General features: G+C 62.0%; 17 protein-coding genes. 15 read left to right on the plus strand and 2 right to left on the minus strand.

The genetic code is table 11. From position 1 onward, the window contains the following. The first annotated feature begins 285 nt into the window (after positions 1 to 285). The 15 genes from AO268_RS06440 to AO268_RS06510 all read left to right on the plus strand — a co-directional run bounded on the left by AO268_RS06440 (position 286) and on the right by AO268_RS06510 (position 16,144). The gene (locus AO268_RS06440) at positions 286 to 1,908 is read left to right on the plus strand and encodes a methyl-accepting chemotaxis protein (protein WP_099168198.1); all 1,623 of its coding nucleotides are present in this window, start codon (positions 286 to 288) and stop codon (positions 1,906 to 1,908) included. Beyond that, a complete protein-coding gene (locus tag AO268_RS06445) occupies positions 1,908 to 2,429 on the plus strand; it encodes a chemotaxis protein CheW (RefSeq protein WP_099168199.1) in 522 nt (173 codons plus the stop codon). The genes AO268_RS06440 and AO268_RS06445 overlap by 1 nt, the downstream gene beginning before the upstream one ends. Continuing rightward, entirely contained in the window at positions 2,429 to 3,697 is a 1,269-nt protein-coding gene (locus AO268_RS06450; protein ID WP_099168200.1) for a CheR family methyltransferase, read from the plus strand. The genes AO268_RS06445 and AO268_RS06450 overlap by 1 nt, the downstream gene beginning before the upstream one ends. Further along, complete coding sequence (locus AO268_RS06455; protein WP_076962129.1) at positions 3,694 to 4,392, plus strand: chemotaxis protein CheW; 699 nt, start codon at positions 3,694 to 3,696, stop codon at positions 4,390 to 4,392. Before AO268_RS06450 ends, AO268_RS06455 begins: the two co-directional genes overlap by 4 nt. Further along, positions 4,389 to 6,686, plus strand: a complete 2,298-nt coding sequence (locus AO268_RS06460; RefSeq protein ID WP_099168201.1) for a hybrid sensor histidine kinase/response regulator — start codon at positions 4,389 to 4,391, stop codon at positions 6,684 to 6,686. Before AO268_RS06455 ends, AO268_RS06460 begins: the two co-directional genes overlap by 4 nt. Then, complete coding sequence (locus AO268_RS06465) at positions 6,683 to 7,693, plus strand: chemotaxis response regulator protein-glutamate methylesterase (RefSeq protein ID WP_076962131.1); 1,011 nt, start codon at positions 6,683 to 6,685, stop codon at positions 7,691 to 7,693. The genes AO268_RS06460 and AO268_RS06465 overlap by 4 nt, the downstream gene beginning before the upstream one ends. A gap of 51 nt (positions 7,694 to 7,744) precedes the next feature. Then, complete coding sequence (locus AO268_RS06470; protein WP_076962132.1) at positions 7,745 to 8,746, plus strand: diguanylate cyclase domain-containing protein; 1,002 nt, start codon at positions 7,745 to 7,747, stop codon at positions 8,744 to 8,746. Between the two features lie 177 nt (positions 8,747 to 8,923). Then, positions 8,924 to 10,019, plus strand: a protein-coding gene (gene prfB, locus AO268_RS06475) for a peptide chain release factor 2 (protein ID WP_099168202.1) whose coding sequence is annotated in 2 segments (ribosomal slippage) — positions 8,924 to 8,995 and positions 8,997 to 10,019 — 1,095 coding nt in all. Because the reading frame shifts where the segments join, the coding sequence is not laid out codon by codon here. An 83-nt stretch (positions 10,020 to 10,102) separates the two neighbouring features. Continuing rightward, positions 10,103 to 11,602 (plus strand): lysine--tRNA ligase, encoded by a 1,500-nt coding sequence (lysS, locus tag AO268_RS06480; RefSeq protein WP_076962133.1) that lies wholly within the window; start codon positions 10,103 to 10,105, stop codon positions 11,600 to 11,602. A gap of 108 nt (positions 11,603 to 11,710) precedes the next feature. Beyond that, entirely contained in the window at positions 11,711 to 12,427 is a 717-nt protein-coding gene (locus AO268_RS06485) for a TetR/AcrR family transcriptional regulator (protein WP_169865343.1), read from the plus strand. Positions 12,428 to 12,485: 58 nt separating this feature from the next. Continuing rightward, positions 12,486 to 13,034, plus strand: a complete 549-nt coding sequence (locus AO268_RS06490; protein WP_076962134.1) for a hypothetical protein — start codon at positions 12,486 to 12,488, stop codon at positions 13,032 to 13,034. Between the two features lie 21 nt (positions 13,035 to 13,055). Beyond that, positions 13,056 to 14,333 carry a flavohemoglobin expression-modulating QEGLA motif protein gene (locus tag AO268_RS06495; RefSeq protein ID WP_076962135.1) on the plus strand — a complete coding sequence of 426 codons (1,278 nt, stop codon included), beginning with the start codon at positions 13,056 to 13,058 and terminating at the stop codon, positions 14,331 to 14,333. 152 nt (positions 14,334 to 14,485) lie between these two features. Continuing rightward, positions 14,486 to 15,397, plus strand: a complete 912-nt coding sequence (locus AO268_RS06500) for an alpha/beta hydrolase (RefSeq protein ID WP_099168203.1) — start codon at positions 14,486 to 14,488, stop codon at positions 15,395 to 15,397. Then, positions 15,397 to 15,723 (plus strand): hypothetical protein, encoded by a 327-nt coding sequence (locus tag AO268_RS06505; RefSeq protein WP_038446400.1) that lies wholly within the window; start codon positions 15,397 to 15,399, stop codon positions 15,721 to 15,723. Before AO268_RS06500 ends, AO268_RS06505 begins: the two co-directional genes overlap by 1 nt. A gap of 97 nt (positions 15,724 to 15,820) precedes the next feature. Continuing rightward, on the plus strand, positions 15,821 to 16,144 hold the full coding sequence (locus AO268_RS06510) for a hypothetical protein (RefSeq protein WP_076962137.1): 324 nt from the start codon (positions 15,821 to 15,823) through the stop codon (positions 16,142 to 16,144). 88 nt (positions 16,145 to 16,232) lie between these two features. Here AO268_RS06510 and AO268_RS06515 read toward each other — a convergent pair whose 3' ends face one another. Together AO268_RS06515 and AO268_RS06520 are read right to left on the minus strand one after the other, a co-directional pair. Then, entirely contained in the window at positions 16,233 to 17,015 is a 783-nt protein-coding gene (locus AO268_RS06515) for an OmpA family protein (protein ID WP_076962138.1), read from the minus strand. 53 nt (positions 17,016 to 17,068) lie between these two features. Continuing rightward, entirely contained in the window at positions 17,069 to 17,494 is a 426-nt protein-coding gene (locus tag AO268_RS06520) for a DUF4398 domain-containing protein (RefSeq protein WP_076962139.1), read from the minus strand. Positions 17,495 to 17,900: the final 406 nt, after the last annotated feature.

Below are 17,900 nucleotides of genomic sequence, written 5' to 3' on the forward strand. Positions count from 1 at the left end.
ATGAGTTGCAACTGATCATTCCCACGCTCCCGCGTGGGAATGCCGCCAGGGACGCTCCGCGCCCCGCCATCCGCCGCCGGTCTTGAACTTCGCGCAGGCGACGCGGAGCGTCACGGACGGCATTCCCACGCAGAGCGTGGGAACGATCGACATCAAACACCCCGCCGCCATCAAGGTTGCGGGGTGTTTTTGTATTCCTTGAGACTTGGCCCACAACCCATTGATAAATGATGGCACTGCCTCAGCTATACTCCCGGGCATTTGATCGGCCTTCGAGGAAGTACTGTGAAAAACTGGACCTTGCGCCAACGCATCTTGGCGAGCTTTGCGGTCATTATCGCCATCATGCTGTTGATGGTCGTGGTCTCGTATTCACGGTTGCTGAAAATCGAATCGAGCGAGAACTCGGTGCGCGACGACGCCGTGCCAGGGGTGTTTTTCAGCTCGATGATCCGCAGCGCCTGGGTCGACAGCTACCTGCAAACCCAGGAGCTGATCGGTTTGCGCGAGCATCAGGGCATTTCCGACGCCGACCGCCAGGATTACAAGACGTTCGAGGCGCGGCTGGACCAGCATATGGCCAGTTACGCCAAGACGATCAATCTCGACCAGGATCGTAACGAGTTCGACACCTTTGAGGCCCTGCACCAAAAGTACAACCAGGTGCTGGTCCAGGTCCTGGAGCTGCATGCAGCCAACAAGGAAGCCGAGGCGGTCAAGCTGTTCGACGAGCAACTGACCCCGGCCTGGACCGCAGGGCGCATGAAGCTCAATGACATCATCAACGCGAACAAAAAAGTCGCGGACAGCGCCACCGCCGCCATCGATGAAGCCGTGGATGCCGCCAAAATCAGCATGGGCGTGTCGCTGCTCCTGGCGATCCTTGCCGCCGGCCTGTGCGGGTTGCTGCTGATGCGCGCGATCATGGCGCCGATGAAACGCATCGTCGATATCCTCGACACCATGCGCACCGGCGATCTGAGCAAGCGCCTGAACCTGGAACGCAAGGACGAGTTCGGCGCCGTCGAAACCGGCTTCAACGACATGATGACCGAGCTGACCGCCCTGGTATCCCAGGCCCAGCGTTCGTCGGTACAGGTCACCACCTCGGTGACCGAGATTGCCGCCACCTCCAAGCAGCAACAGGCCACGGCCACTGAAACCGCCGCCACCACCACCGAAATCGGCGCCACCTCGCGGGAAATCGCCGCCACGTCCAAGGACCTGGTGCGCACCATGACCGAAGTGTCCACCGCCGCCGACCAGGCCTCGGTGGCCGCCGGTTCCGGCCAGCAAGGCCTGGCCCGCATGGAAGAAACCATGCACTCGGTGATGGGCGCCGCCGACCTGGTCAACGCCAAGCTGGCGATCCTCAACGAGAAGGCCGGTAACATCAACCAGGTGGTGGTGACCATCGTCAAGGTGGCCGACCAGACCAACCTGCTGTCCCTCAACGCCGCCATCGAGGCCGAGAAAGCCGGTGAATACGGGCGCGGCTTTGCCGTGGTCGCCACCGAAGTGCGGCGCCTGGCCGACCAGACTGCCGTGGCCACCTACGATATCGAGCAGATGGTGCGCGAGATCCAGTCGGCGGTCTCGGCGGGCGTGATGGGCATGGACAAGTTCTCCGAAGAAGTGCGTCGCGGCATGTTCGAGGTGCAGCAGGTCGGCGAGCAGCTGTCGCAGATCATTCACCAGGTACAAGCCTTGGCGCCGCGTGTGCTGATGGTCAACGAGGGCATGCAGGCCCAGGCCACCGGTGCCGAACAGATCAACCATGCGCTGGTGCAGTTGGGCGATGCCAGTAGCCAGACCGTGGAGTCCCTGCGCCAGGCCAGCTTTGCCATTGATGAACTGAGCCAGGTTGCGGTGGGTCTGCGCAGCGGCGTGTCGCGTTTTAAAGTCTGATGAGTGATCCAGCGGCGAAACGCGACGCGGTGACGGCCGCCAAAAAAGCCTTGTTCCTGGTGTTTCATATCGGCAGCGAGCGCTACGCCCTCAAGGCCACGGAAGTGGCTGAGGTGCTACCGCGCCTGCCGCTCAAGCCCATCGCCCATGCGCCGGCGTGGGTCGCCGGGATCTTTGCCCATCGCGCCTACATGGTGCCGGTGATCGACCTCAGCGCCCTGACGTTTGGGACCCCGGCCCAGGCTCGCACCAGTACGCGGCTGGTGCTGGTCAACTACCGTCCCCAAGCCTGGCAGGCGCCGCGCTGGCTGGGGCTGATCCTCGAACAGGCCACCGACACCCTGCGTTGCGACCCGGCCGACTTCCAGCCTTACGGCCTGGACAATCGCCAGGCGCCTTATTTGGGGCCGGTGCGTGAAGACGAACGGGGGCTGATGCAGTGGATCGGCGTCGCCGACCTGCTCACTGCCGAGGTCCGCGCCTTGCTGTTTGCCACCGACCTGAGCGCTGGGGAGGCTTGATGAGCAATGACCAACGCTTCTTCGACTTTCTCAAGGAACGCATCGGCCTGGACGTCGCTTCGGTGGGCGAAGCGATTATCGAGCGCGCCGTGCGCCAGCGCAGCCAGGCGTTGCAGGGGCTGAATGCCGATCAGTACTGGCAGCGCTTGCAAACCTGCAACGAGGAACAGCAGGCGCTGATCGAAGCGGTCATCGTTCCCGAGACCTGGTTCTTTCGCTATCCCGAATCCTTTGCCACCCTGGCGCGGCTGGCGGTGACGCGGCTGGGCGAGATCAAGCAGATGCGCGCCTTGCGCATCCTCAGCCTGCCGTGCTCCACCGGCGAGGAACCCTACTCCATTGCCATGGCCCTGCTCGATGCGGGCCTTTCGCCCCACCAGTTCAAGGTGCAGGGCATGGACGTCAGCCCGCTGTCGGTGGAGCGGGCGCGGCGCGGGGTGTATGGCAAGAACTCCTTTCGTGGCCAGGACATCGAGTTCCGTGAACGGTATTTCACTGCCGAGAGCGACGGCTATCGCGTCGCCGACCGGGTGCGCGAGCAAGTGCGCCTGCAAGTGGGCAACCTGCTGGACCCGCAGTTGCTGGCCAATGAGCCGACCTATGACTTTGTGTTTTGCCGCAACCTGCTGATCTACTTCGACCAGCCAACCCAGAAGCAGGTATTTGAAGTGCTCAAGGGCCTGACCCATGTCGATGGCGTGCTGTTTATCGGCCCGGCCGAAGGCAGCCTGCTGGGGCGCCTGGGCATGCGTTCGATTGGGGTGCCGCAGTCGTTTGCCTTCAGCCGCCACGCTGAAGCCGCGCCGCCCGCGCCGGTCTTTACGCCCATGCCGGTGCCGCTGCCCCAGCGCAGTACGGCGCCGATCCCGGCCCGGCCCCGGCCGTTCAGTGGGGGCAGCGCGCCGGCGGTGGTACTCAAGGCGCCGCCGGTGCAGTCGGATGCCGCCGATCTGCTCGGGCAGATCGCGACCCTGGCCAATGAAGGCAAGAGCCTGGAAGCCCGGGCGGCCTGCGAGCGCTACCTGCAAAACCATCCACCGGCGGCCCAGGTGTTCTACTGGCTGGGCCTGCTCAGCGATGTGGCGGGTAGCGCCCTGGAGGCCCAGGGGTATTATCGAAAAGCCTTGTACCTGGAGCCCCAGCATCCGCAGGCCTTGATGCACCTGGCTGCGCTGCTGGAGTCCCAGGGCGATACGGCGGGCGCGCGGCGCTTGCAAGCCCGTGCCGCCCGTAGCGAGCGAGCCGCTGACAGTGAGCATAAACGATGAGTAGCTCCCCATCCCCGGACACTGACCTGGACCTGACGGTCGCCGATACCCAGGCCATCGACGATTGCTGGAACCGCATCGGGATCCACGGCGATAAAACCTGCCCGTTGCTGGTCGAGCATATCCACTGCCGCAATTGCGCGGTGTACTCGGCGGCCGCCACCCGCCTGCTGGATCGCTACGCCTTGCAGCAGGAAGACCGACATCCCGCGGCCGCCGCGCAGGCCGACGACGAGGTGGTCACCCGTTCACTGCTGATGTTCCGCCTGGGCGAGGAGTGGCTGGGCATCGCCACCCGGTGCCTGGTGGAAGTGGCGCCCCTGCAGCCGATTCATTCCTTGCCTCACCAGCGTTCGCGGGCGCTGCTCGGGGTCGCCAATGTGCGCGGCGCGCTGGTGGCCTGCCTGTCCCTGGTGGAACTGCTCGGGCTCGACAGCACGGGCGGTGGCCCCAGCGGCGGGCGGATCATGCCGCGCATGCTGATCATCGCCGCGCAGGACGGCCCGGTGGTGGTGCCGGTGGATGAAGTGGATGGCATCCATGCCATTGATGAGCGCACCCTCAAAGCGGCGTCTGCGTCCGGCACCCAGGCCAGTGCGCGCTACACCCAGGGCGTGTTGCCGTTCAAGGGCCGCAGCCTGCGCTGGTTGGACGAGACGCAACTGCTGTCTGCCGTGACCCGGAGCCTCACATGACCCCCGACCAGATGCGCGACGCCTCGCTGCTGGAACTGTTCAGCCTGGAAGCCGATGCCCAGACCCAGGTGCTCAGTGCCGGCTTGCTGGCCCTGGAGCGCAACCCGACCCAGGCCGACCAGCTTGAAGCCTGCATGCGTGCGGCGCATTCGCTCAAGGGCGCGGCGCGGATTGTCGGGGTCGATGCCGGCGTCAGCGTGGCCCACGTGATGGAAGACTGCCTGGTCAGCGCCCAGGAAAGCCGGCTGTTTCTGCAACCCGAACATATCGACGCGTTGTTGCAGGGCACCGACCTGCTGATGCGCATCGCCACGCCGGGCAACAGCGTGGGCCCGGACGATATCGAGGCCTATGTGGCGCTGATGGAGCGCTTGCTGGATCCGTCGCAACCCATGGCCAAGGTGGTTGCACCGCCGCCCGTGCCGGCGTCGCTCCCGGAGCCACTGGCGTCCCTTGAAGAATCACTGTTATTGCCCCCGGAACCGGAGACCGCGCCGCCCATCAGCAGTGATGCGCCGCGCCAGAACAAACGCATGACCGAAGGCGGCGAGCGCGTGTTGCGGGTCACGGCCGAGCGCTTGAACAGCCTGCTGGACCTGTCCAGCAAGTCCCTGGTGGAAACCCAGCGCCTCAAGCCGTACCTGTCCAGCCTGCAACGCCTCAAGCGCCTCCAAAGCAACAGCGCCCGGGCCCTGGATAACCTCGATGGCCAGCTCAAGACCGTCGACCTGAACCTCGAAGCCCAAGAAGCCCTGGCCGATGCCCGCCGCCTGTTGAGTGAAGCGCAGCTGCTGCTGGCGGAAAAGACCGCCGAGCTCGACGAGTTTGGCTGGCAGGCCGGGCAACGGGCCCAGGTGTTGTATGACACCGCACTGGCGTGCCGTATGCGCCCGTTTGCCGATGTGCTGGCGGGCCAGGTGCGCATGGTGCGCGACCTGGGCCGCAGCCTGGGCAAGCAGGTACGCCTGGAAATCGAAGGCGAGAAGACCCAGGTCGACCGCGATGTGCTGGAAAAACTTGAAGCGCCGCTGACCCACTTATTGCGCAACGCTGTCGACCATGGCATCGAGATGCCTGAGCAGCGCCTGCTGGCGGGCAAGCCGGCCGAGGGCCTGATCCGCTTGCGCGCCTCGCACCAGGCGGGTCTGCTGGTGCTGGAGTTGAGCGATGACGGCAACGGCGTGGACCTGGCGCGCCTGCGCGGCAGTATTGTCGAGCGCAATCTGTCGCCGCTGGAAACCGCTCAGCGTCTGAGTGAAGAGGAGTTGCTGACGTTCCTGTTCCTGCCGGGCTTCAGCCTGCGCGACAAGGTGACCGAGGTCTCCGGGCGCGGGGTCGGCCTGGATGCCGTGCAACATATGGTCCGCCAATTGCGCGGCGCGGTGCTGCTGGAGCAGACGGCGGGGCAGGGCAGCCGCTTTCACCTGGAAGTGCCGCTGACCCTGTCGGTGGTGCGCAGCCTGGTGGTGGAGGTCGGCGAAGAAGCCTACGCCTTCCCCCTGGCCCATATCGAGCGCATGTGCGACCTGGAACCCGACGAAATCGTGCAACTGGAAGGCCGCCAGCATTTCTGGCACGAGGGCCGGCATGTCGGCCTGGTCGCGGCCAGCCAGTTGTTGCAGCGCCCACCCGGGCAAAGCAACCAGGACACCCTCAAGGTCGTGGTGATCCGCGAGCGCGATGCGGTGTACGGGATTGCCGTGGAGCGCTTTATCGGCGAGCGCACCCTGGTGGTGCTGCCCCTGGATGATCGCCTGGGCAAGGTGCAGGACATCTCTGCCGGTGCGCTGCTCGATGACGGTTCGGTGGTATTGATCGTCGATGTCGAGGACATGCTGCGCTCGGTGGACAAGCTGCTCAACACCGGGCGCCTGGAGCGCATTGCCCGCCGCGCCCTGCAAACCGTCGAGGCCGCGCGCAAGCGCATTCTGGTGGTGGATGACTCGCTGACCGTGCGCGAATTGCAGCGCAAGCTATTACTTAACCGTGGATATGACGTGGCGGTCGCCGTCGATGGCATGGATGGCTGGAATGCTCTGCGTTCCGAAGACTTCGACCTGCTGATTACTGACATTGATATGCCTCGCATGGACGGTATTGAATTGGTCACACTTTTGCGCCGTGACACTCGCCTGCAATCGCTGCCGGTGATGGTGGTGTCCTACAAGGATCGTGAAGAAGACCGGCGGCGTGGCCTGGATGCCGGCGCCGACTATTACCTGGCCAAGGCCAGCTTCCATGACGACGCCCTGCTCGATGCGGTGGTGGAACTGATTGGAGGCGCCCGGGCATGAGGATCGCCATCGTCAATGACATGCCCCTGGCAGTCGAGGCCTTGCGCCGTGCCTTGAGCTTCGAGCCGGCCCATGAAGTGGTGTGGGTCGCCACCAATGGCCTGGAAGCGGTGCAGCGCTGTGCCGAGGTGACCCCGGACCTGATCCTGATGGACCTGATCATGCCGGTGATGGATGGCGTCGAGGCCACCCGGCAGATCATGGCCGAGACGCCATGCGCTATCGTTATCGTGACGGTGGATCGTCAGCAGAATGTCAGCCGCGTGTTTGAAGCCATGGGCCATGGCGCCCTGGATGTGGTGGACACCCCGGCACTGGGGGTTGGCGATGCCAAGGAGGCGGCGGCACCGCTGTTGCGCAAGATCCTCAATATTGGCTGGCTGATCGGCCAGCGCGGCAGCCGGGTTCGGGCCGAACCGGTCCCCCCGCGCAGTACGGGCAAGCGCCAGAGCCTGGTGGCGATCGGTTCTTCGGCAGGTGGCCCGGCGGCGCTGGAAACCTTGCTCAAGGGCTTGCCTCGGGACTTTGCGGCAGCCATTGTGCTGGTCCAGCATGTGGACCAGGTGTTCGCCGCCGGCATGGCCGAGTGGCTGAGCAGCGCCTCGGGCCTGCCGGTGCGCCTGGCGCGCGAGGGGGAACCGCCGCAAAGCGGCGTGGTATTGCTGGCCGGCACCAATCATCATATCCGGCTGCTGAAAAACGGCACGCTGGCCTATACGGCAGAGCCCGTGAACGAGATTTATCGACCGTCCATCGACGTGTTTTTCGAGAGCGTCGCCAGCCATTGGAACGGCGATGCTGTCGGCGTCTTGCTGACCGGCATGGGACGCGATGGAGCCCAGGGACTCAAATTGATGCGTCAGCAGGGCTATCTGACCATCGCTCAGGATCAGCAGAGCTGTGCAGTTTACGGCATGCCCAAAGCGGCGGCGGCAATTGATGCCGCTGTTGAGATTCGCCCATTGGACAGAATTGCGCCACGATTGCTGGAGGTATTCGCAAAATGACCGAGATAACTCGCTGTCCTGGCCTGCACGTAGTAATTCAGGTGACCGCAAATGAATGATTTACAGCTCGACGACTTCAAAACCGACGAAAATGCCGCCATGGTGTTACTGGTCGATGACCAGGCGATGATCGGCGAAGCCGTGCGACGCGGTCTGGCCCATGAGGACAATATCGACTTCCACTTCTGTGCCGACCCCCACCAGGCCATCTCCCAGGCGATCCGCATCAAGCCGACAGTGATTCTCCAGGACCTGGTCATGCCCGGGCTGGACGGCCTGACCCTGGTGCGGGAATACCGCAACCACCCGGCGACCCAGAACATCCCGATCATCGTGCTCTCGACCAAGGAAGACCCGCTGATCAAGAGCGCCGCGTTTGCCGCCGGGGCCAATGACTACCTGGTGAAACTGCCGGACAACATCGAACTGGTGGCGCGTATCCGCTACCACTCGCGCTCCTACATGACCCTGTTGCAGCGGGATGCGGCCTACCGTGCGCTGCGGGTCAGCCAGCAACAACTGCTGGACACCAACCTGGTGCTGCAACGCTTGATGAACTCCGACGGCTTGACCGGGCTGTCCAACCGCCGGCATTTCGACGAGTACCTGGAGCTGGAATGGCGGCGTGCCATGCGTGATCAGACCCAGTTGTCGTTGCTGATGATCGACGTGGACTTTTTCAAGACCTACAACGACAGCTTTGGCCACTTGGAAGGGGACGAGGCGTTGCGCAAGGTGGCGGCGAGCATCCGTGACGCCAGCAGCCGTCCTTCGGACCTGCCGGCGCGCTACGGGGGCGAGGAGTTTGCCCTGGTGCTGCCCAACACCTCGCCTGGCGGTGCGCGGCTGGTGGCGGAGAAACTGCGCCAGGCCGTCGCCGCGCTGAAAATCCCGCATATCGCGCCGTCTGAAGGGGCGAGCCTGACCATCAGCATTGGCCTGGCGACCATGACGCCGATGCTGGGGACCGATTGCCGGCAATTGATCTCGGCGGCGGACAAGGGGTTGTACCTGGCCAAGCATAATGGGCGCAACCAGGTGGGGATCGAATAGCTTGCAGAACACCGCCAGCCCAATGTGGGAGCAGGCAAGCCAGCTCCTACATTTGATCTTTATCGGTCTGTAGATATCACACAAACCCAGCCTTTTCGGCCAAGCGGACTGCCGTTTCCGACCTTTTGCCGTTATACTCGCCGGCTTTCAAAAGTTCGCCAACGAGTGCTGCCCGCCATGGAAATCAACCCGATCCTTAACACCATCAAGGACCTGTCCGAGCGCTCCGAAACTATTCGGGGGTATCTTTGACTACGATCAAAAGCATGAGCGTCTGACCGAAGTCAATCGCGAGCTTGAAGATCCGGCTGTCTGGAACAAACCTGAATACGCCCAGGAACTGGGGCGTGAGCGCGCTGCGCTGGCGCAGATCGTCGACACCCTCGACGAATTGAACACCGGTCTGGGTGACTGCCGCGACCTGCTGGACATGGCCGTCGAAGAAAACGACGAAGGCGCAGTGGGCGATATCGTCGCCGAGCTGGCCCGTCTCGAGGACAACCTCGCCAAACTCGAATTCCGCCGCATGTTCAGCCACGAAATGGACCCGAACAACGCCTACCTGGATATCCAGGCCGGTTCCGGCGGCACCGAAGCCCAGGACTGGGCCAACATCCTGCTGCGCATGTACCTGCGCTGGGCCGACAAGCGCGGCTTTGAAGCGACCATCATGGAACTGTCCGCCGGTGAAGTCGCCGGTATCAAGGGCGCGACCGTGCATATCAAGGGCGAATACGCCTTTGGCTGGCTGCGTACCGAGATCGGCGTGCACCGCCTGGTGCGCAAGAGCCCGTTCGACTCCGGCAACCGTCGCCACACCTCGTTCTCTGCCGTTTTCGTCTCCCCCGAGATCGACGACAAGGTGGAAATCGAGATCAACCCGGCCGACCTGCGCATCGACACCTACCGCTCCTCCGGTGCCGGTGGCCAGCACGTAAACACCACCGACTCGGCCGTACGGATCACCCACGTACCGAGCAACACCGTGGTCAGCTGCCAGAACGAACGTTCCCAGCACGCCAACAAGGACACCGCCATGAAAATGCTGCGGGCCAAGTTGTACGAGCAGGAAATGCAGAAACGCAACGCCGCGTCCCAGGCGCTGGAAGACACCAAGTCGGATATCGGCTGGGGGCACCAGATCCGTTCGTATGTGCTCGATGCCTCGCGGATCAAGGATCTGCGCACTAACATCGAACGCAGCGACTGCGACAAGGTACTCGACGGCGATATCGACGAATACCTGGAAGCCAGCCTGAAGTCCGGCCTGTAACACCCTCTGTGGGAGCGGGCTTGCCCGCGATCCCCAGGCCGAAGGCCTGGGGGCAACGAACCTGTGATGGAAAATTTAAAGACATGAGCGACCAACAACTCGACCAGGCCCTGCAACAGGAAGAAAACTCCCTGATCGCCCTGCGCAAGGAAAAGCTTGCTGCCGAGCGCGCCAAGGGTAACGCCTTCCCTAACGACTTCCGCCGCGACAACTACTGCGATGTCTTGCAGAAGCAATACGCGGACAAGACCAAGGAAGAGCTGGCTGAAGCGGCGATCCCGGTCAAGGTGGCAGGTCGCATCATGCTCAACCGTGGCTCGTTCATGGTGATCCAGGACATGACTGGGCGTATCCAGGTCTACGTCAACCGCAAGACTCTCTCGGAAGAAACCCTGGCCGCGGTGAAAACCTGGGACATGGGCGACATCATTGCCGCCGAAGGCACCCTGGCCCGTTCCGGCAAGGGCGACCTGTACGTCGAAATGACCAACGTGCGCCTGCTGACCAAGTCGCTGCGCCCGCTGCCGGACAAGCACCACGGCCTGACCGACACCGAGCAGCGTTATCGCCAGCGCTACGTCGACCTGATCGTCAACGAAGAAGTGCGCCAGACGTTCCGCGTGCGCTCGCAAGTGATCGCGCACATCCGCAGCTTCCTGATGGCGCGTGACTTCCTTGAAGTCGAGACGCCGATGTTGCAGACCATCCCGGGCGGCGCGGCCGCCAAGCCGTTTGAAACCCACCACAATGCCCTGGACATGGAAATGTTCCTGCGTATTGCGCCGGAGCTGTACCTCAAGCGCCTGGTGGTCGGTGGCTTTGAGAAGGTGTTCGAGATCAACCGCAACTTCCGTAACGAAGGTGTCTCGACCCGGCACAACCCGGAATTCACCATGTTGGAGTTCTACCAGGCCTACGCCGACTACGAAGACAACATGGACCTGACCGAAGAACTGTTCCGCGAGCTGGCGCAGCTTGTTCTCGGAACTACCGACGTGCCGTACGGCGACAAGGTGTTCCACTTCGGCGAACCGTTCGTGCGCCTGTCGGTGTTCGATTCGATCCTCAAGTACAACCCTGAGCTGAGCGCTGACGACCTGAACGACATCGACAAGGCGCGCGCCATCGCCAAGAAGGCCGGGGCCAAGGTCCTGGGCTTTGAAGGCCTGGGCAAGCTGCAGGTGATGATTTTCGAGGAACTGGTGGAGCACAAGCTGGAACAGCCGCACTTCATTACCCAGTACCCGTTTGAAGTGTCGCCGCTGGCCCGTCGCAACGACGACAACCCGAACGTCACCGACCGTTTCGAGCTGTTTATCGGTGGCCGCGAAATCGCCAATGCCTACTCCGAGCTTAACGACGCGCAAGACCAGGCCGAGCGCTTCATGGCCCAGGTGGCCGACAAGGACGCCGGTGACGACGAAGCCATGCACTACGACGCCGACTTCGTGCGCGCCCTGGAATACGGCATGCCGCCAACGGCTGGTGAAGGGATCGGTATCGACCGCCTGGTCATGCTGTTGACCAACTCACCGTCGATCCGCGATGTCATCTTGTTCCCGCACATGCGACCGCAAGCGTAACCGTAGCAAATCATCAAGCCGCCTTTTATAAGGCGGCTTTTTTGTATGGCCTGTACTAACGTCAAGCATACGGCGCCAGGCTTCTGCTGAGTGAGAGGACGATTTTTCGTGAAGCGCGAAATGGCTCAAGAAGGCGCCGCTGGCATTGCTGCCGCCGTGGCTGAAAGTGTTCAGTACCAGGGTCGCAAGGCCATTCGCCAGGGCAGCGAGCAGCGTCGCCAGGACATTCTCGACGCGGCCATGCGCATTGTCGTGCGCGATGGCGTGCGGGCGGTGCGCCATCGGGCGGTGGCCGCCGAGGCCGGGGTGCCGTTGTCGGCCACCACATACTACTTCAAGGATATCGATGACCTGCTGACCGACACGTTTGCCCAGTATGTCGAGCGCAGTGCGGCGTTCATGGGTAAATTGTGGGTACGCAACGAGGGCCTGTTGCGGGAGATGGTGGCCTACGGTGATGGCAGTGCCGAGTCGCGCTCGCAACTGGCCGATGATATCGCGCGGTTGACCGCCGATTACGTCCTGCGCCAATTGCTCAGCCGTCGCGAGTACCTGATGGCCGAACAGGCGTTTCGCCAGGAAGCCTTGTTGAACCCGCGCCTGGCAGACCTGGTGCGCTCTCACCAACAGATTCTGCTGCAGGGGACCTGCCAGTTTTTCCAGGTACTGGGCTCCCGTGAGCCGCAACAGGATGCCAAAGTCTTGACGGCGATTATCAGTCGGATGGAATATCAGGGCCTGCTGTTCGAGCCAGAGGCCCTGACTGGCGAAGAAATGCTGGAGATTCTCAAGCGTTACATGCACCTGGTACTGGCTTCGGTCTAGTAGTGGGAAGCTGGCTTGTGTAGAAGCCAGGCCCCCCCAAAGAGCTGTGGAGTGATCGATGAAAACCTGGCGTGTGCTTGTAACCGCAATGGCCTTCCTGCTTCTGGGCGGGTGCCTGGTGACCTTCAAGGAGCCCTTGCCGGCCAGCGAGGCTGCACCTGATGCGCTGCTGGGCAAGTGGGCCAGCACAAATGCCTGGGGTGAGCCGCTCGACCTGCAGATCAGCCGGGCGGGCCAGCATCGCTACAAGGCGGTGAGCACCTCGCAGAGCCAGCCGGTCAAGCGCGATGAGTATCTGTTCAGCGTGTCCCGCCATGGCAACCGCTGGTACCTGTCGGCGCCGCTGCCGGGCAAGCTGGGCGGGCACTTTATCCTCGCGGGCTTTGAATTGAATAAAGCCCGTGAACTGGTGGTCTACAACCTCGACCCTGAGGCGATCAACCAGGTCATCGCGCAGAAAATCCTGCTGGGCAGCCGCGTGGAAACCGCCGAAGGTGACGCAACATTGATCGACAGCCCCATGAGCCAGGTCCTGCCTTACCTGGATGATCCGGCCAACGCCGATGTGTTTGTCGAAGCCGTGCGCTATCAGCGCGTGGGCAAATAACGTTTAAAGAGGGAGCACCGGGTGGACGATTACCAGCAGACGATACGCACCTTGTCCGATCGCATTGTGCTGGCGCAAACACCGATTCGCGTCCTCGACGCCGTGAAGTGGGACGACAACATTCGCAAGGGTTTCCTCCAGGGCAAGGGCAAGCACATGCCGGCCGTGGATCGCGACTATTACCTGAACCGGCCATTGTCGTTCGATTCGAGCAAGGTGAAGCTGGAGTTCCAGAACATCGAGCGCGATATCACCCGCCAGTTGGGCCAGTTCAACCCGGTCGGGCAGATCATGCGGCGCATGTGCAAGGAATACCGCATGGTGGTGCGCATGCTTGAAGCCCGTGGCACCGAGGATTTCGGCCTGATTTCCCAGGAGCTTTATGGCGCGGCGTCGGATGCGTTCCATGCCGGCGACCCGACCCTGGCCGACCTGGGGCTGATGCTTTCCGATTACCTGAACAATATCGACGGCCGTGGCGACCTCAAGGACGAAGCCAAGACCCTGACCGCCAAGGATGCCGTGAGCCTGCTGCAAAGCCGCTTGAACAAGGTGTTTGGCGAGGCCGAGGAAACCATCCGCGTGTTTGAGTCCGACGGCATCGTCGCCGACGCGGCGGCGGGCGCCGACTACATCAAGATCCGCGCCGATGCGATGTTCAACGAGCGCGATGTGCGGGCCCTGGAGGTCCACGAAGGGCTGGTCCACGTGGGCACTACCCTCAATGGCCAGAACCAGCCGATCTGCACCTTCCTGTCCAAGGGTCCGCCGTCATCGACCGTGACCCAGGAAGGCCTGGCGATCCTGATGGAAATCATCACCTTTGCCTCCTACCCCAGCCGCCTGCGCAAGCTGACCAACCGCACCCGCGCGATCCACATGGTGGAAGAGGGTGCCGATTTCCTGCAGGTGTTCGAGTTCTTCCGCGAGCAAGGCTTTGAAATGGCCGAGAGCTACGGCAACGCCAGCCGGGTGTTTCGCGGCTCGACGCCGACGGGCCTGCCGTTTACCAAGGATCTGTCGTACCTCAAGGGCTTTATCATGGTCTACAACTACATCCAGCTGGCCGTGCGCAAGGGCAAGCTGGAGCAGGTGCCGCTGCTGTTCTGCGGCAAGACCACCCTGGAAGACATGCGCACCTTGCGCCAGTTGGTGGACGAAGGCCTGGTGGTGCCGCCCAAATACCTGCCGGAGCAGTTTCGCGATATGAATGCGTTGTCGGCGTGGATGTGCTTCTCCAACTTCCTCAACCACCTGAGCCTGGACCGGATCGAGGCGGATTACTCTAATATCCTCTGACCCAACCCCATCAATTGTGGGAGCTGGCTTGCCTGCGATCGCGACCTGTCAGGCACTGGTGGAGTAACTGACAGCCCGCTATCGCAGGCAAGCCAGCTCCTACAGTTAATCTTCAGGGCTGTATTGTCAGCCCATTTACGAGATTTCAACGGATGAGACTCCTCGGCATCCTATGCCTGCTCCTGACCCTCAATGGCTGCAGCTCGTTGCTGTTCTACCCCGAGCCCGGCCTGCCGTTCACCCCGCAGCAGGCGCGCCTGGAATACCGTGACGTCACCCTGACCACTGCCGACGGCCTGAAGCTGCGGGCCTGGTGGATGCCGGCCAAGGCTGGGGTGCCGCTCAAGGGTACGGTGCTGCACCTGCATGGCAATGGGGGCAACCTGTCCGGGCACCTGGGTGGCAGTTGGTGGTTGCCGGCCCAGGGCTATCAAGTGCTGATGCTGGACTATCGCGGCTATGGCGTGTCCGAAGGCAAGCCTTCGTTGCCGGCCATCTACCAGGACCTGGACGCCGCCTTCCAGTGGCTCGACCAGGCCCCCGAAACCCGGGGCCAGCCGCTGGTGGTGCTTGGCCAGAGCCTGGGCGGGGCGCTGGCGGTGCATTACCTGGCGGCGCATCCCGAGCGCCAGCCCCGGCTCAAGGCGCTGGTGCTGGATGGCGTGCCCGCCAGTTATCGTGATGTAGGGCAATTCGCCCTGAGCACTTCCTGGCTAACATGGCCGTTTCAGGTGCCGTTGTCGTGGCTGGTGCCGGACGCCGACAGTGCGATCCACGGCATGCCGCAGCTGACCGGCGTGCCGAAACTGCTGTTCCACAGCCTGGATGATCCGATCGTGCCGCTTTCCAACGGCATCCGTCTGTATCAAGCTGCGCCGCCGCCGAGGGTGCTGCAATTGACCCGTGGTGGGCATGTGCAGACCTTTGCCGACAAGACCTGGCAAACCGTGATGCTGCGTTATCTTGATGATCCGCAGCATTTCAATGGCCTGCGTCGCCTGGGGGAAATCCCCAATTACCCGGCGGCTTCCCATTTAAAAGTTGAATCATCAGAGAGTCCGTAATGAGCGAAGAACGCAACATGATCCCCCTGATCCTCACCGGTATCGGCACCATCATCGGCACCGTAGGCTGCCTGTGGTACTACGGCTACCTGCACTTCGCCAAGCCCGAGGATGCGTTGCTGCTCAGCGACTACACCATGCTCAAGACCGTGCCCGGCGAGGACTATAAAGTCTCCCTGACCCCGGCTCCCCAAGTGGCGCAGTGCGTCGACGGTGTGCTGGTGCTGTTCGATACCGAGCAGAAGGGCTTGACCGGTGTGCTGGTGAACAGCAAGAAGCAGGCGGTGCGTTGCATGGGCCAGGAAACCCCGCAACTGCAGCAGTAAGCCGGCCGGTAGTTTTTGGAACCATATTGGGTATGACACCACTGAATGGGTTGTCAGCAGCGCTGACGAATAACCCTTAATTAAGTGGAGTATCACTATGAGCATTAGCGGAGTTGGTGGTGGTAGTGGCGGCGGCGGTGGCTTTGGCGACATCGGCGGCATGGGTAACCAAGGCAATATAGTTGGCAAGGGAGTCGAGTCGGGCCCGCAACAGGGTGGTGGTCTGGACCCTGAAGCCCTGAAGAAACTTTTGGCGCAACTGTTGGGCGGCGCGGGTGGCGCAGGCGGATCCCAGGGCAGTGGCGGCAGTAGTGGCGGCGATGAGGGTGATCAAGATTCTATGCGCCAACAGATGAGTGGCCAACAACAGCAAGGTGTGCAGATGCCCCCAGAGAACAACAACTCCGTCAACTTTGGCTAATCAAAAGCACTTTGTCGCGGAGGGGCTTGTATAAAAAAGCCCTGCCTGAAACCCAGGCAGGGCTTTTACATTGCTGTACGTCAGTCGATTATTGAATCGAAGAGCGTGGCTTGACCGGCTGGTTGTCGTTGGAGATGGTCACTTCAACGCGGCGGTTCATGGCACGGCCCGACACGCTGGCGTTATCGGCAACCGGGTATTCCTTGCCGTAGCCGGTGGTCACGATACGGCCTGGGTTAACGCCCATCTTGATCAGTGCAACCTGCACCGAAGCCGCGCGGCGCTCAGACAGGGTCAGGTTGTAGGCATCGCTGCCGGTGCTGTCGGTGTAGCCTTCGACAATCACTTTGCGATCCGGGTTTTCCTGGAGGAATTGCGCCAGTTTGTTGATGTTCACCAGGCCGCTGGATTTCAGGTCAGCCTTGTTGGTGGCAAACAGCACGTCACCGAAGGTTACCAGGGTACCGCGCTCAGTCTGCTTGGCATTCAAGCTGCCTTGCAGTTGCTTGATCTGTGCGTCGCGGGCTTCGAGCAGGGCGCGGGCACGTTCGTCGCCGGCGTTTTTCAGCTTGGCTTCGGACTCGCGCAGGGCGATGGTGTCCTTGGCCACTTCAACGCGCTGGTTGGTCAGGTAGGCCAGTTGGTCGACCTTCTTCTCGTCTTCCTTGTCGCGGTAAGCCTTATCGGCCTTGTCCAGCCATTCGCTGGCGTCCTTGGTTTCCAGGGCGGCGATTTTGGTCGCCTGCGGGTTGGCTTGCAGGGCCGAGAAGTTGGTCCGTGCGTTTTCCAGGTTCGCGTTAGGCGGGGTGGAGCAAGCCGCCAGTGCAACGCTCATCGCCAGCAGGGCAGGGATCATCAGTTGTTTACGCATAGTGGTGTCGTCCTTTCAATTCGATTTCGAGTGCGATGCAAACAAGGCGCTGCTTACTTATGCTGGATCACAGCAGGGCGCATACCTTCCTGACGCAGCTCCTGAACAGCCTTCTGAGAATCCTTCAGGGCCAGGTCGGCCTTGGCAGCCTGGGCCTTGCGCTCTGCAACGCGTGCGTCCCACTCGGCCTGTTCGGCCAGGCGACGGGCTTCGTCGTACTTCTTGTCATGCATGGCCAGTTCGGCTTGCTTGAGCTTGTCCTGGGCCGCTTTCATTTCCACGGCGGCGTATTCGGTACCGCCAGCGCTGACGGCGCTGTTCACGGCCGATTGGGTCACGGCGTACTGCTCGGTTGGCGGGTTGCCGGCGCAGCCCGCGAGGACGAAGCTGGTACCGATTGCCAACGCGGCCAATTTAAGCCCGCGCAGATGGTTAAACGAGGATTTGGCAGTGCTGGTCTTCATCGTCTTCAACTCCATTGGGTAACTCCTGAAAAAACATCAAATCCATCTACGGTGTTCAGCGTCTGCGTTTTGGCGGTGAAGCTCAGTGTGCCTTTTCAAACGCCTGTTCCAAGTGATGGCTTACTGGCTGTGACCCAAGGCTTTTTTGAATAGTTCAGCAAAGATGGCGATTTGCCCGAAAAAACATCTGAACAAATCTGACCCGATAGTCAGCGTGTGAAAAATGGAACTTTTGCTGCGCGCAGTAGTACTCAAATGCCCTGAAAGGCCCGGAATAGAAGGGGGAATGCTGTTCAGTGAATAAGCAAAGAAATAGTGGCGAGCGGGCTTGCCACAGAGATGCCGAACATTGCTTGTAAGCGCGAGGCTTGAACGGCACTCTTGAGGATCAAAGCGTCCCGGATTCCTGGCTGGAGATTGG

The organism is Pseudomonas sp. ICMP 8385 (assembly GCF_002699915.1).
Lineage (GTDB): Bacteria > Pseudomonadota > Gammaproteobacteria > Pseudomonadales > Pseudomonadaceae > Aquipseudomonas > Aquipseudomonas gessardii.

Coding starts and splice junctions, on each gene's coding strand:
- AO268_RS06445 (WP_099168199.1), top strand. CDS start 1,908: ATGAGTGATCCAGCGGCGAAACGCGACGCGGTGACGGCCGCCAAAAAA.
- AO268_RS06450 (WP_099168200.1), top strand. CDS start 2,429: ATGAGCAATGACCAACGCTTCTTCGACTTTCTCAAGGAACGCATCGGC.
- AO268_RS06455 (WP_076962129.1), top strand. CDS start 3,694: ATGAGTAGCTCCCCATCCCCGGACACTGACCTGGACCTGACGGTCGCC.
- AO268_RS06460 (WP_099168201.1), top strand. CDS start 4,389: ATGACCCCCGACCAGATGCGCGACGCCTCGCTGCTGGAACTGTTCAGC.
- AO268_RS06465 (WP_076962131.1), top strand. CDS start 6,683: ATGAGGATCGCCATCGTCAATGACATGCCCCTGGCAGTCGAGGCCTTG.
- AO268_RS06470 (WP_076962132.1), top strand. CDS start 7,745: ATGAATGATTTACAGCTCGACGACTTCAAAACCGACGAAAATGCCGCC.
- lysS (WP_076962133.1), top strand. CDS start 10,103: ATGAGCGACCAACAACTCGACCAGGCCCTGCAACAGGAAGAAAACTCC.
- AO268_RS06490 (WP_076962134.1), top strand. CDS start 12,486: ATGAAAACCTGGCGTGTGCTTGTAACCGCAATGGCCTTCCTGCTTCTG.
- AO268_RS06500 (WP_099168203.1), top strand. CDS start 14,486: ATGAGACTCCTCGGCATCCTATGCCTGCTCCTGACCCTCAATGGCTGC.
- AO268_RS06505 (WP_038446400.1), top strand. CDS start 15,397: ATGAGCGAAGAACGCAACATGATCCCCCTGATCCTCACCGGTATCGGC.
- AO268_RS06510 (WP_076962137.1), top strand. CDS start 15,821: ATGAGCATTAGCGGAGTTGGTGGTGGTAGTGGCGGCGGCGGTGGCTTT.
- AO268_RS06515 (WP_076962138.1), bottom strand. CDS start 17,015: ATGCGTAAACAACTGATGATCCCTGCCCTGCTGGCGATGAGCGTTGCA.
- AO268_RS06520 (WP_076962139.1), bottom strand. CDS start 17,494: ATGGAGTTGAAGACGATGAAGACCAGCACTGCCAAATCCTCGTTTAAC.